A 12473-nucleotide genomic window follows, 5' to 3' on the forward strand; every position below is an offset into this window, starting at 1 on the left:
GTGTCGGGTGCGGCGGCGCGCGACCTAACGGGCGGGCAGCGGCCTGCCCGTGACTTTGCTGACCCGACACAATGTGCGCCGCCGGCCCCGTCACCGACGGCCGCTACTCGTCTTTGCGGCACAGCGTGGGCAGCTCGCGCGTCGCCTGATCGTGCGGTCACCACGTTGACACAGTTCCACAATCTCGGCCTTGAACTGCGATGTGAACGCCCGCCGAGCCCCTCGATCGTCTATTCCCCACGCTCTCCATGATGCTGGACATACTCCCGGAGCCCTACCGGCTCCTGAGCGATGATGGAGCCCGAGGTAACGGTCATCCCGGTCAGGTTAGTTGCAGAGTGCGCACGCCCGCGGGTACGGCCGGTGATCACTCAGCCCGGACCAGGTCCTCCGCCGGCAGGCCGCGGATCGAGGCGTCCAGCACCTGCGCGGTGTGCGCCAGGGCGATCGTGCCGCCCGCCCGGCGTACCGACGCGGCGACCTGCATCAGGCAGCCGGGATTCGCGGTGACCAGCAGCTGCGCGCCGGTGGCCAGCACGTTGCGGGCCTTGAGCGCGCCCAGTTCGGCGGCCGGGCCGGGGTTCAGCACGTTCCAGATACCGGCCGAACCACAGCAGATCTCCGGATCCGCGATCTCCCGCACATCCAGGCCGGGGATGCCGGCCAGTAGTTGCCGCGGTTGCGCCCGGACGCCCTGGGCGTGTCCGAGGTGGCAGGCGTCGTGGTACGCCACGGTCACCGGCAGCGGATGCCGGGGCGCGACCGGGCCCAGCTCGACCAGCACCTCGGACAGGTCGCGCACCCGGGACGCGAACGCCGCGGCCCGGTCCGCGTACGCCGGGTCGTCGCGTAGCAGGTCGCCGTACTCCTTGAGGGCCGACCCGCACCCGGCCGCGTTGACCACGAAGTAGTCCATCGCGACGGACTCGAAGGTGTCGATCAGCCGGCGGGCGAACCGCTGCGCCTCGGCCTCGCGCCCGTTGTGCGTGCTGAGCGCGCCGCAGCAGCCCTGTCCGCGGGGGATCATCACGTCGCAGCCCTCGGCCGCGAGGATCCGTACCGTGGCGGAGTTGACGTGCGGGAAGAACGCGTCCTGCACGCAACCGGTGAGCATGCCCACCACGGCGCGGCGCGGGCCGCGGGCCCGGACCCGGTCCGGCGGCCGCGGCACCGGCCGCAGCCTCGGTGCCAGCGACTCCAGCGTGGCCAGGGTGGGCGCCAGGCGTTCCAGCAGGCCGGTCCGCGCGACCAGGCGTTGCAGCCCGGCCTGGTAGGCGCGCAGCGGTCCGCGCAGCAGGCGCAACCGGCGGGGGTACGGGAACAGCGCGAAGATCGCCGCGCGCAGCGCCCGTTCCCGGCGGGTCCGCGGATGGCGCCGTTCCACCTGGGCGCGGGTGTCGGCGATCAGCCGGTCGTAGCGGACGCCGGACGGGCACGCGGTCACGCACGACATGCAGCCGAGGCAGCGGTCGAAGTGTTCCACCATGGACCCGCTCAGCGGCTCGCCGCCCAGCCCCTCGTTCATCAGGTAGATCCGTCCGCGGGGCGAGTCCATCTCCTCGCCCCAGAGGACGTACGTCGGGCAGGTGGGCAGGCAGAACCCGCAGTGCACGCAGTCCGCCACCAGGTCGGCTCGGGGTGGACGGTGGTCGTCGAACGCCGGCTCGCCCCGGACCGGGCCGAGTACGTCGCGCGGCGGCGGCTCGCTGCCCCAGGTGGCGTCCACCGCGTCGTGCGCCATCAGATGCCTCCCACGAATCGCCCCGGCGCGAACCGGTGCTCCGGGTCGAACTGGTCCTTGACCCGTCGCATCAGGGCCAGCCCGCCGACCGGGCCCCACAGGTCGACAAGCTGTCGCACGGCGGGCGGCGCGGTCAGCACGACCACGTGTCCCTCGGCCCGGACGGCGGCGGCGCGCAGCCGCTCGACCACCGTCGCGACGTCTCCGGGCGGGTCGGCCGGCAGGCCCGCGTAGAGCACGCCGGCGCCGGCCGAGCCGCGGACCGTCACGGCCGCGCCCGTCGCCCGTGCCTCGGTCAGCAGCGCCGGCACCCGGGACAGCGGCGCGGTCAGCTTGATCCCGACCTGGCCGGTCCGCCACGGCAGTGTGCCCCACCATTCCGGTACGCCGTCGCGGGCCTGGTCGCCGAGCACCTTGTGCAGCACCGCGGCCCGCTCGGCGACGCCGTCCACGGAGCCCTCGACCAGCGCCGCCACCTCGACCGGTCCGCCGGGCGGGGCGTCCACCTCGACCGCGCTCGGCACCACCTGGGCGTCCCGGACCGCGGCGGCCAGCCGTCCGGCCGCCGCCGGGTCCGGTGCCGGCGCGCACACCACGGCGGTCGCGGCCGGCCGGGGGTGCAGCCGGAACGCGCACTCGGTGATCAGGCCGAGCGTGCCGTACGAGCCGGTGAACAGCTTGGCCAGGTCGTACCCCGCGACGTTCTTGACGACCTTGCCGCCCGCGTGCGCGACCCGCCCGTCCGGCCGGACCACGGTCATGCCGATCAGCAGGTCCCGGGCCGTGCCGTAGAGCACCCGCCGCGGGCCGCTGGTGTTCACCGCGACCGTGCCGCCGACGGTGGCGCCGGGCACCGGCCGGTCGAGCGCGAGCTGCTGGCCGGGCAGGTCCAGGTCGTCCGTCGGGGTGCCGGCGCGGACCACGGTGATCAGGTCGCCGGCCGCGTGCTCGACCACGCCGGCCAGCCGCCGGGTGTCGAGGATCAGGTCGAGGCGCTCCGGCGGCATGCCCCAGTCGAGTTTGCTGCCGCCGCCGCGGACCACCACGGCGAGCCCGGCGGCGGCCGCGGCGGCCAGCACCGCCGACGCCTCCTCGGTGCTGGCCGGGGCGGCGACCAGCCGGGCCGGTACGCCGGCCACCGCGTCGTCGTCGCCGGCCGGGCGGGTGAGGTCCGCCAGGTCGCCCATCAGAAGACCTCCGCGATCCCGGCCTCCTGCAGTGGGTGCGCGCCCCGGTGGCGTCCCGGCACCTCACCGCAGAGCCGGGGGGTGGGGAACACCTTGCCCGGGTTGGACAGTCCGGCCGGGTCGAACGCGCACCGGACGAGCTGCATGGTGTCCAGGTCGTCCGCGGTGAACATGCGCGGCATGTAGCGCGACTTGTCCATGCCGACGCCGTGTTCGCCGGTGATCGAGCCGCCGTACTCGATGCACAGGTCGATGATGGCGCCGGACACCTCCTCGGCGCGTTCGGCCTCGCCGGGCACCTCGGCGTCGAACAGCACCAGCGGGTGCAGGTTGCCGTCGCCGGCGTGGAAGACGTTCGCCACCCGGATGCCGTGGTCCCCGGCGAGCGTGCCGATCCGGCGCAGCACCTCGGGCAGGGCGGTGCGCGGGATCACCCCGTCCTGGACGATGTAGTCGGAGCTGATCCGGCCCACCGCGGCGAACGCGGACTTGCGGCCCTTCCAGAACAGCGCCCGCTCGGCGTCGTCGGCGGCCACCCGGATCTCGAACGCGCCGTTGTCCCGGCACAGTGTCCGTACCTCGTCGAACTGTGCGCTCACCTCGGCCGCCGGCCCGTCCAGTTCGACGATCAGGACGGCGCCGGCGCCGGCCGGGTAGCCGCACGCCACGGCCGCTTCGGCCGCCTCGATGGCGAGCGCGTCCATCATCTCCACGGCCGCGGGCACCACCCCGGCGGCGATGATCGCGGAGACGGCGGCGCCGGCCTGGTCGGTGGAGGCGAACGCCGCGAGCAGGGTACGCACCGACTCCGGCAACCGGACCAGCTTGAGCGTCACCTCGACCGCGATGCCCAGCGTGCCCTCGGCGCCGACGAACGCGCCGAGCAGGTCGTACCCGGGTGCGTCCGGTGCGCGGCCGCCCAGCCGGACCAGGTCGCCGTCCGGGGTGACGACCCGGGCGCCGGTGACGTGGTGGGCGGTGAAGCCGTACTTGAGGCAGTGTGCGCCGCCGGAGTTCTCCGCCACGTTGCCGCCGATCGAGCAGATCTGCTGGCTGGAGGGGTCCGGTGCGTAGTAGTACCCGTGCGGGGTGGCGGCCCGCGTGACGTGCAGATTGATCACGCCCGGTTCGACCACGGCGCGTTCGTCGGCGGGGGAGACGTCGCGGATCTCCCGCATCTGCGAGGTGACGACGAGGACGCCGTCGGCGTGCGGCAGGGCGCCGCCGGAGAGGCCGGTGCCGGAACCGCGGGCCACGAACGGCACGTTCGCGGCCACGCACGCGCGGACCACGGCGGCGCACTCCTCGGCGGTGTGCGGGAACGCCACCAGCGCCGGGATCACCTTGTAGTGGGCCAGGCCGTCGCATTCGTACGTGCGCAACTGCTGCCGGTCGCTGAGCACCCGCTCGGCGCCGAGCACGGCCCGCAGCCGGCCGGCGAGAACGTCGATCATGCGATCCTCCCGTCGCCGGCCCTGCTCGTAACGTAACCGCCGATTGGCGGACAGCGGAACCATCCGGGACTTTTGTCCGATGCGACGGAAGTTGCCGACCGGAGTGAAGAAGTTTCTGTTACGGGGTTTCATTTCTGTCTATGCACGGCTAGCGTCCAGACATACGTAACACGCCGGACACGGTTGCCAATCGGGGACACCACAACGACACAATCCTGCCCATCCCTCGGGCCGTTCGACCGTGCCCGCGCAGCGGAACCGAAGGAGAGGGACGCGGCATGCGAACCGGAATCTGGCTGATCGGAGCGCGCGGCTCGGTGGCGGTCACCGCCACCGTCGGCGCGCTGGCGGTACGGGCCCGGCTGACCGACACCACCGGCTGCGTCACCGAACTGCCGCCGTTACGCGTACCGTCGCTGCCCGCCTGGACCGACCTGGTGATCGGCGGCCACGACGTGGTGACCACGCCGGTGCTGAAGAAGGCCGAGGCTCTCGCCGCGGCCGGGGTCGTGCCGGCCCGGCTGGTCGCGGCGCTGCACGACGAACTCACCGCGCACGAGAACGACCTGCGCCCGCTGCCGTCCGCCGCCACCCAGGGCGAGACCGCCGCGCTGATCGCCGCGGACCTGACGGCGTTCCGCCGCCGGTACACACTGGACACGGTGGTGGTGGTCAACGTGTCCACGACGGAACCGGCCCCGCACCCACACGCCGCGCACGACCACCTGGACACGCTCGCCGACGCGCTGCGCCGGTCGCATCCGGTGCTGCCGGCCAGTGCGCTCGCCGCGTACGCCGCGTTCACCGCCGACTGCGCCTACGTGGAGTTCACCCCGTCCACCGGGGCCCGGCTCCCGGCGCTGGACGAGCTGGCCCGGCGCCGCGGCGTGCCGTACGCCGGCTGCGACGGCAAGACCGGCGAGACGCTGGTGAAGTCCGTGCTGGCGCCGATGTTCGCGCTGCGCAACCTGCGGGTCCGCAGCTGGTCCGGGCTCAACCTGCTGGGCGGCGGTGACGGCGCCAACCTGGCCGACCCGGCCGCCAACGCCGCCAAGGTGGCCAGCAAGCAGCGCGTGCTCGCCGACGCGCTGGGCTACCAGCCGGAGGGCACCAGCCGGATCGACTACGTCGAGGACATCGGCGACTTCAAGACCGCCTGGGACCTGGTCACGTTCTCCGGGTTCCTGGGCACCGGGATGCGGCTGGAGTTCACCTGGCACGGCTGCGACTCGGCGCTGGCCGCCCCGCTGGTGCTCGACCTGGCCCGGCTCACCGCGGCCGCGCACCGCGCCGGGCGCTCCGGCCCGCTGCCGGAACTCGGCTTCTTCTTCAAGGACCCGCTGGGCGACGGCCCGTCCGCGCTGGCCGAGCAGTGGGCCGAGCTCACCGCGTTCGTGGCGGCGCTGTGAACCTGTCTGCTCTGCTCGAACTGGTCCGGGCGCCGGCCGCGTTGTCGGTGCCCGGCGACGTGGTGGCCGGTGCCGCCGCGGCGAACCTGGTGGACCGGCGGACGGCCGGCCTGGCCTGCTCGTCGGTGTGCCTGTACTGGGCCGGGATGGCCGCGAACGACTGGGCCGACCGGGCGCTGGACGCGGTCGAGCGCCCCGAGCGGCCGATCCCGTCCGGCCGGATCTCGCCACCGGCCGCGCTCGGGGTGGCGGCCGGGCTGACCGCCGCCGGCCTGGTCGCGGCCGGTCTCGGCGGCGGACGGCGGTCGCTGGGCGTGGCGACCGCCCTGGCCGCCGCGGTGTGGTTCTACGACCTGCGCCTGAAGAACACCGCGGCGGGCCCGGCCGGCATGGCCGCCTGCCGGGCGCTGGACGTGCTGCTGGGCGCGAGCCGGGGACGGATGGCGCGGGCGGTGCCGGCCGCGGCCACGGTGGCCGTGCACACCTGGACCGTGACCGAGCTGTCCCGCCGCGAGGTGTCCGGCGCGCGACCCGGCCTGGCCGCCGCGACGATGGCGGTCACCGCCGCCCTGACCGGCGTGGTGGCGGCGCAACGGCAGAGCTCCGGCCCGGTAGTGGCCGGTCTCGCCGCGACCTACGCCTGGCGCTACGGCCGGGCGCAGGCGGCCGTGTTCACCGATCCGGCCGCCGGGACCGTGCGCAAGGCGGTCGGCGCCGGCATCACCTCGCTGCCCGCCCTGCAGGGTGCGCTGGCGGCCCGGGCCGGCGCGCCCTGGGCCGGTGTCGCCGTCGCGTCGGCCGCGCCGGTGGCCTCGGCGCTGGTCCGGAAGGTGTCCGCGACATGAGCACACTGCGATTCGGGTACGGCACCAACGGTTTCGCCAACCATCGCCTCGCCGACGCGGTCACGGTCATCGCCGGCCTCGGCTACCGGGGCGTGGCGCTCACCCTCGACCAGGACCACCTGGACCCGTTCGCGCCGGACGCCGCCCGGCAGGTCGCCCGCGCCGCCGACCTGCTGCGCGAGCACGACCTGGCGGTGGTGATCGAGACCGGCGCCCGCTACCTGCTCGACCCGTGGCGCAAGCACGCGCCGACGTTCCTGCACGACGACCGGGAACTCCGCCTGCGGTTCCTGCGCCGGGCCGTGGTGATCGGCTCGGACCTCGGTGCCGAGGCGGTCTCCTGCTGGGCCGGGGTCCGCCCGCCGGACGTGCACCCGGACCTGGCGTGGCGGCGGCTGGTCGACGGCGTCGCGGAGATCACCGAGGTGGCCGCGGCGGCGGGCGTGCCGCTGGGCTTCGAGCCGGAGCCCGGGATGCTGGTCGAGGACCTCGCCGGGTGGCGGCGGCTGCGGGCCGAACTGGGCGCGCCGGCGGTGTTCGGGCTCACCCTCGACATCGGACACCTGCGGTGCCTGGAGCCGGTCGGCGTGCCGGAGAGCGTCGCCGCGGTGGTCGAGCACGTGGTGAACGTGCAGATCGACGACATGCGCCGGGGCGTGCACGAACACCTGGAGTTCGGCGACGGCGAGATCGACTTCCCGCCGGTGCTGCGGGCGCTGACCGACGGCGGGTACCGCGGCCTGGTCGCCGTGGAGCTGCCCCGGCACTCGCACGCCGCGCCGGACGTGGCGCGCCGGTCGATCGAGTTCCTCACCGACGCGGCGAAGGCGGCGGAGCAGGGAGGCGTGCGATGACCGTCGAGGAGCTGCGCCGGGCCACCGATCCGGCCTGGCTCGCCACCGCCGAGAAGCAGGTGCGGGCCGACCCGGACGCGGCCGGGCCGCTGTTCGCCCGGGCCGCCCGGGCGCTCGGCCGGGGCCGGCTGCGCGGCGTGCCGGGCTGGACCGCCGCCGAGGCCGGGCGGGCGGTGCTGCTGTCCCTGCTGCCGCCGGACCACGTGGTCCGGCTGTACCAGCAGGGTGACACGGCCGAGCGGCTGGCCGTGCTGAAGGCGCTGCCGCTGCTCGACATCGGCGACGCCGGCGTGCCGCTGCTGCACGACGCGCTGCGCGCTAACGACCCCCGGCTGGTGGCCGCGGCCCTGGGCCGGTGCGCCACCCACCTGGACGCGGCGACCTGGCGGCAGGGCGTGGTCAAGTGCGTGTTCATGGGCGTGCCGCTGGACCGGGTGGACCGTCTCGACGAACGCGCCGACGCCGAACTGGCCGCCATGCTGACCGGCCTCGCCGAGGAACGCGCGGCCGCCGGACGCACCATGCCCCCCGACGCCGTGGCGTTGCTGACCCGGATGGAGAAGCAGTGATGCGCATCTTCGACCCGCACATCCACATGACCTCACGGACCACCGACGACTACACCGCGATGGCCGCGCACGGCGTCCGGGCCGTGGTGGAGCCGGCGTTCTGGCTGGGCCAGCCGCGCACCAGCCCGGGTTCGTTCGCCGACTACTTCGACTCGCTGATCGGCTGGGAGCCGTACCGGGCCTCGCAGTTCGGCATCCGGCACCACGCCACGCTGGCACTGAACCCCAAGGAGGCCAACGACCCGCGCTGCCGCGGCGTGCTCGATCTGCTGCCGCGGTACCTGGACAAGGACGGGGTGGTGGCGGTCGGCGAGATCGGGTACGACGCGATGACGCCGGCCGAGGACGAGGCGTTCGCCGCCCAGCTCGCGCTCGCCGTCGAATACGAACTGCCGGCCCTGGTGCACACCCCGCACCGGGACAAGGCCAGCGGCACCAAGCGGAGTCTCGACGTGGTCCGCGAGTCCGGCATCGCACCCGGCCGGGTACTGATCGACCACCTCAACGAGGTCACCGTCGGGCAGGTCCGCGACACCGGCTGCTGGATGGGGTTCTCGATCTACCCGGAGACCAAGATGTCGCCGCCGCGGATGGTGGAGATCCTGAAGGAGCACGGCCTGGAACGGATGCTGGTCAACTCCGCCGCGGACTGGGGCAAGAGCGACCCGCTGCTGACCGTACGGACCGCCGAGGCGATGCTCGCGGCCGGCTTCTCCGCCGACGACGTGGACCGGGTGCTGTGGCGCAACCCGGTCGAGTTCTACGGCCAGTCGCAGAAACTCGACCTCTCCGACGTCGAGGCGCCGGAGGCCACCTTCGCCGGCAGCTCGATCCTGCGGGGCGGCAGCTGATGCGGCTGCGGCACCGCGACGGCCAGGTCGTGCACCTGTCCTACTGCACCAACGTGCACGCCGCCGAGGACCTGGACGGCATCCTGGCCCAGCTGGACACGTACGCGGTGCCGGTCCGGGAGCGGCTCGGCACCGACGTGCTCGGCCTCGGGCTGTGGCTGGCCGCGCCGGCCGCCGACGCGCTGGTCACCGACCCGGCGGCGCTGCGCCGGCTCAAGACCGCGCTGCACGCCCGCGGGCTGGAGGTGGTCACGCTCAACGGTTTCCCGTACGCGGCGTTCCAGCAGCCGGTCGTCAAGGGCGCCGTCTACCAGCCGGACTGGACGTCGCCGGCGCGGCTGGCGTACACCGTGAACCTGGCCCGGATCCTGGCCGAGCTGCTGCCCGCGGACGCGGCCCGGGGCTCGGTGTCCACGCTGCCGCTCGCCTGGCGTACCCCCTGGGATCCGGACCGGGCCGGCACCTGCCGCCGCGCGCTGGACGACCTGGCCGCCGAACTGGCCCGCCTGGACCGGGAGGTCCGGGTCGCGTTCGAACCGGAACCCGGCTGCGTCGTGGAGACCACCAGCCAGGCCGCCGAGGCGTTGCGCGACGCGGACACCGGCCGGCTCGGCGTCTGCCTCGACCTGGCCCACCTGGCCTGCGCCTGGGAGGACCCGGCGACCGCACTGGCCACGCTGCGCGCGGCCGGCGTGCCGGTGGTCAAGACGCAGGTGTCCGCGGCGCTGGCCAGCGACGACCCGGCGGCGGACGCGGAGGTGCTGCGGCGGTACGTCGAGCCGCGTTTCCTGCACCAGACCCGCGGCCGTGACGGACTGTCCACCGACGACCTGGACGAGGCACTGGAGCGCTCCGGTGGAACACCCTGGCGGATCCACTACCACGTGCCGATCCACGCCGCGCCGGAGCCGCCGCTGCGGGCCACCACCGACGTCCTCACCGCCGCGCTGCGGGAACTGGTCGGCGGGCCGGCCGCGATCTGCGACCACCTGGACGTCGAGACGTACACCTGGGGTGTGCTGCCCGGGGAACTGCGCCCGGACCGCCCCGCCGAGCTGGTGGCGGGCATCGCCGCCGAACTCGGCTATGCCCGGACCGTCCTCGAGGAACTGGGAGTCAAAGAAGCATGAAACCGGTAATCGTCCTCGACGTGGTGGGCCTGACGCCGCGCCTGCTGGAGCACATGCCCCGGCTGCGGGCCGTCGCCGACCGCGGCTTCCAGGCGCCGCTGGGCACCGTGCTGCCCGCGGTCACCTGTTCGGTGCAGTCCACGTTCCTGACCGGCGAGCTGCCGTCCGGGCACGGTGTGGTGGGCAACGGCTGGTTCTTCCGCGACCTCGGCGAGGTGCTGCTGTGGCGCCAGCACAACGGGCTGGTCGGCGGCGAGAAGCTGTGGCACGCCGCGCGGCAGGTCCGTCCCGGCTTCACGGTGGCCAACATCTGCTGGTGGTACGCCATGGGCGCGGACGTGGACTGGACCATCACGCCGCGGCCGGTCTACCACGCCGACGGCCGCAAGGACCCGGACTGCTACACGTACCCGCCCGAGCTGCACGACGAGCTGGACACGTTCCCGCTGTTCAGCTACTGGGGGGCGCGGGCCGGCCTGGCCTCGTCGGAGTGGATCGTGCGGGCCGCCCGGCACGTCTTCGACACCCGGCACCCGGACCTGAGCCTGGTCTACGTGCCGCACCTGGACTACGACCTGCAACGCTACGGCCCGTCCGCGCCGCAGGCCGCGGCCGCCGCCCGGGAGCTGGACGCCACGCTGGCCCCGCTGCTGGACCTGGACGCCACCGTGGTGGTGCTGTCCGAGTACGGCATCACCGACGTGTCCCGCCCGGTCGACATCAACCGGGCCCTGCGCGCCGACGGCCTGCTGAACGTGCACACCCAGGCCGGCATGGAGTACCTGGATCCGTGGACGTCACGGGCGTTCGCGGTGGCCGACCACCAGATCGCCCACGTCTACGTCCGTGATCCGGCCGATCTGCCGGCCGTGGCGAAGCGCTGCGCCGAGCTGCCCGGTGTCGCGGAGGTGCTGGACGCCGAGGGCAAGGCGGCGCACGGCCTGGACCACGAGCGGGCCGGGGAACTGGTCCTGGTCGCCGATCCGGACGCCTGGTTCACCTACTACTACTGGCTGGACGACGCCCGCGCGCCGGACTTCGCCCGCCTGGTGGAGATCCATCGCAAACCGGGGTACGACCCGGCGGAGCTGTTCTTCGACCCGGCGAACCCGGGCGCCGCGAAGGCCCGCGGTGCGAAGGCGCTGCTGCGCAAGAAGCTCGGCATGCGGTACCTGATGAACGTGGTGGGCCTGGACGCCGGGGCCCGCGCGGTCCGCGGCTCGCACGGCCGGCTGCCCGCCGACCAGTGGGACGCGCCGGTGCTGCTGTGCTCCGATCCGGCCGCGGCCCGGGACAGCGTGGCCGCGACCGAGGTCAAGGACCTGTTGCTGCGGCTGGCGGGAATCCGGTCGTGACCGTGGGCACCGCGGCCGACCTCGCCGCGGACGAGCTGGCCCGCCGCTGCGAGCAGGCCCTGGTCGACTACCTGGACCGGCAGCGGCCGCTGTGGCCGGAGGGCACGCCGCTGGGCGTGCTGGACGCGGTCCGCCGGTTCGTGCTGGCCGACGGCAAGCGGCTGCGGCCCAAGTTCTGCTACTGGGGCTGGCGCGGCGCCGGTGGCGACGACCGGCCGGAGCTCATCGCGGCCGCCGCGGCGCTGGAGCTGTTCCACGCGTTCGCGCTGATCCACGACGACATTATGGACGGCAGCGAGCGGCGGCGCGGCCAGCCGTCGGTGCACCGGCACTTCGCCGACGTGCACGCCGCGCGCTGCTGGCGCGGCGACCCGGCCCGGTACGGCCTGAGCGCCGCCCTGCTCGCCGGCGACCTCTGCGCGGCCTGGGCCGACCACATGTACGCCGAGTCCGGCCTGCCGCCGGAGTGGCTGCAGCGCGGTCACCGGGTGTTCTCGCTGATGCGCACCGAGGTGATCGCCGGGCAGTACCTGGATCTGGTGTCCGCGGTCGGTGACGGCTCGGTGGCCGGTGCGCTGACCGTGATCCGGATGAAGGCGGCCCGGTACACCGTGACCCGGCCGCTGCAGTTGGGCGCGACCCTGGCCGGCGCCGGCCCGGAGACGCTCGCCGCGCTGCTGGCGTTCGGCGACCCGCTCGGTGATGCATTTCAATTGCGTGACGATGTGCTGGGGGTGTTCGGCGACCCATCGATAACCGGCAAACCCGTCCTGGACGATCTCAGGGAGGGCAAACCGACCGTCCTCATTGCCCTTGCGCGGGCCCGAGCCGAGCCCAAACAGATCGAAAAACTCAAGAATCTCTTCGGGCGGTCCGACCTGGACCTGGACGGGGTGCGTGAACTGCGTACGATCATCGCCGCCACCGGCGCGCGGGACCGCGTCGAGGACATGATCACCAAACGCGCCGAATCGGCGATCGCGGCTTTGGCGGGAGCCCCGGTCAGCGAGGAGGCGCGTGCCGCCCTGGCCACCCTCGCCGGGGAGGTGGTGGTCCGGGACCGCTGACCCCTCACACC

11 protein-coding genes are annotated in these 12473 nt (G+C 74.0%); 8 read left to right on the forward strand and 3 right to left on the reverse strand.

Annotation, left to right across the window (positions count from 1 at the left end; translation table 11 throughout):
• Positions 1 to 367: 367 nt before the first annotated feature.
• From LDL48_RS15950 to LDL48_RS15960, 3 genes are read right to left on the reverse strand one after another with little or no spacing between them, the layout of a single operon-like run.
• Positions 368 to 1741, reverse strand: a complete 1374-nt coding sequence (locus tag LDL48_RS15950; protein ID WP_225255907.1) for a (Fe-S)-binding protein — start codon at positions 1739 to 1741, stop codon at positions 368 to 370.
• A complete protein-coding gene (locus LDL48_RS15955) occupies positions 1741 to 2928 on the reverse strand; it encodes an FAD-binding oxidoreductase (RefSeq protein WP_225255908.1) in 1188 nt (395 codons plus the stop codon). The genes LDL48_RS15950 and LDL48_RS15955 overlap by 1 nt, the downstream gene beginning before the upstream one ends.
• Positions 2928 to 4382, reverse strand: a complete 1455-nt coding sequence (locus tag LDL48_RS15960) for an FAD-linked oxidase C-terminal domain-containing protein (RefSeq protein WP_225255909.1) — start codon at positions 4380 to 4382, stop codon at positions 2928 to 2930. The genes LDL48_RS15955 and LDL48_RS15960 overlap by 1 nt, the downstream gene beginning before the upstream one ends.
• A 278-nt stretch (positions 4383 to 4660) precedes the next feature.
• Here LDL48_RS15960 and LDL48_RS15965 point away from each other — a divergent pair, with 278 nt between their 5' ends.
• From LDL48_RS15965 to LDL48_RS16000, 8 genes are read left to right on the forward strand one after another with little or no spacing between them, the layout of a single operon-like run.
• Positions 4661 to 5791: an inositol-3-phosphate synthase gene (locus LDL48_RS15965; protein WP_225255910.1), complete on the forward strand. Its 1131-nt coding sequence runs from the start codon at positions 4661 to 4663 to the stop codon at positions 5789 to 5791.
• Positions 5788 to 6636, forward strand: a complete 849-nt coding sequence (locus LDL48_RS15970; protein ID WP_225255911.1) for an SCO3242 family prenyltransferase — start codon at positions 5788 to 5790, stop codon at positions 6634 to 6636. The genes LDL48_RS15965 and LDL48_RS15970 overlap by 4 nt, the downstream gene beginning before the upstream one ends.
• Positions 6633 to 7490, forward strand: a complete 858-nt coding sequence (locus LDL48_RS15975; RefSeq protein WP_225255912.1) for a sugar phosphate isomerase/epimerase family protein — start codon at positions 6633 to 6635, stop codon at positions 7488 to 7490. Before LDL48_RS15970 ends, LDL48_RS15975 begins: the two co-directional genes overlap by 4 nt.
• Positions 7487 to 8059 (forward strand): EboA domain-containing protein, encoded by a 573-nt coding sequence (locus LDL48_RS15980; RefSeq protein WP_225255913.1) that lies wholly within the window; start codon positions 7487 to 7489, stop codon positions 8057 to 8059. Before LDL48_RS15975 ends, LDL48_RS15980 begins: the two co-directional genes overlap by 4 nt.
• Positions 8059 to 8910 (forward strand): TatD family hydrolase, encoded by an 852-nt coding sequence (locus LDL48_RS15985; protein WP_225255914.1) that lies wholly within the window; start codon positions 8059 to 8061, stop codon positions 8908 to 8910. Before LDL48_RS15980 ends, LDL48_RS15985 begins: the two co-directional genes overlap by 1 nt.
• Positions 8910 to 10040, forward strand: a complete 1131-nt coding sequence (gene eboE / locus LDL48_RS15990; protein WP_225255915.1) for a metabolite traffic protein EboE — start codon at positions 8910 to 8912, stop codon at positions 10038 to 10040. Before LDL48_RS15985 ends, eboE begins: the two co-directional genes overlap by 1 nt.
• Entirely contained in the window at positions 10037 to 11395 is a 1359-nt protein-coding gene (locus LDL48_RS15995) for an alkaline phosphatase family protein (protein WP_225255916.1), read from the forward strand. Before eboE ends, LDL48_RS15995 begins: the two co-directional genes overlap by 4 nt.
• The gene (locus LDL48_RS16000; RefSeq protein WP_225255917.1) at positions 11392 to 12462 is read left to right on the forward strand and encodes a polyprenyl synthetase family protein; all 1071 of its coding nucleotides are present in this window, start codon (positions 11392 to 11394) and stop codon (positions 12460 to 12462) included. The genes LDL48_RS15995 and LDL48_RS16000 overlap by 4 nt, the downstream gene beginning before the upstream one ends.
• Positions 12463 to 12473: the final 11 nt, after the last annotated feature.

Origin of the sequence: Jidongwangia harbinensis (genome assembly GCF_020216025.1) — a bacterium.
GTDB lineage: Bacteria > Actinomycetota > Actinomycetes > Mycobacteriales > Micromonosporaceae > Actinoplanes > Actinoplanes harbinensis.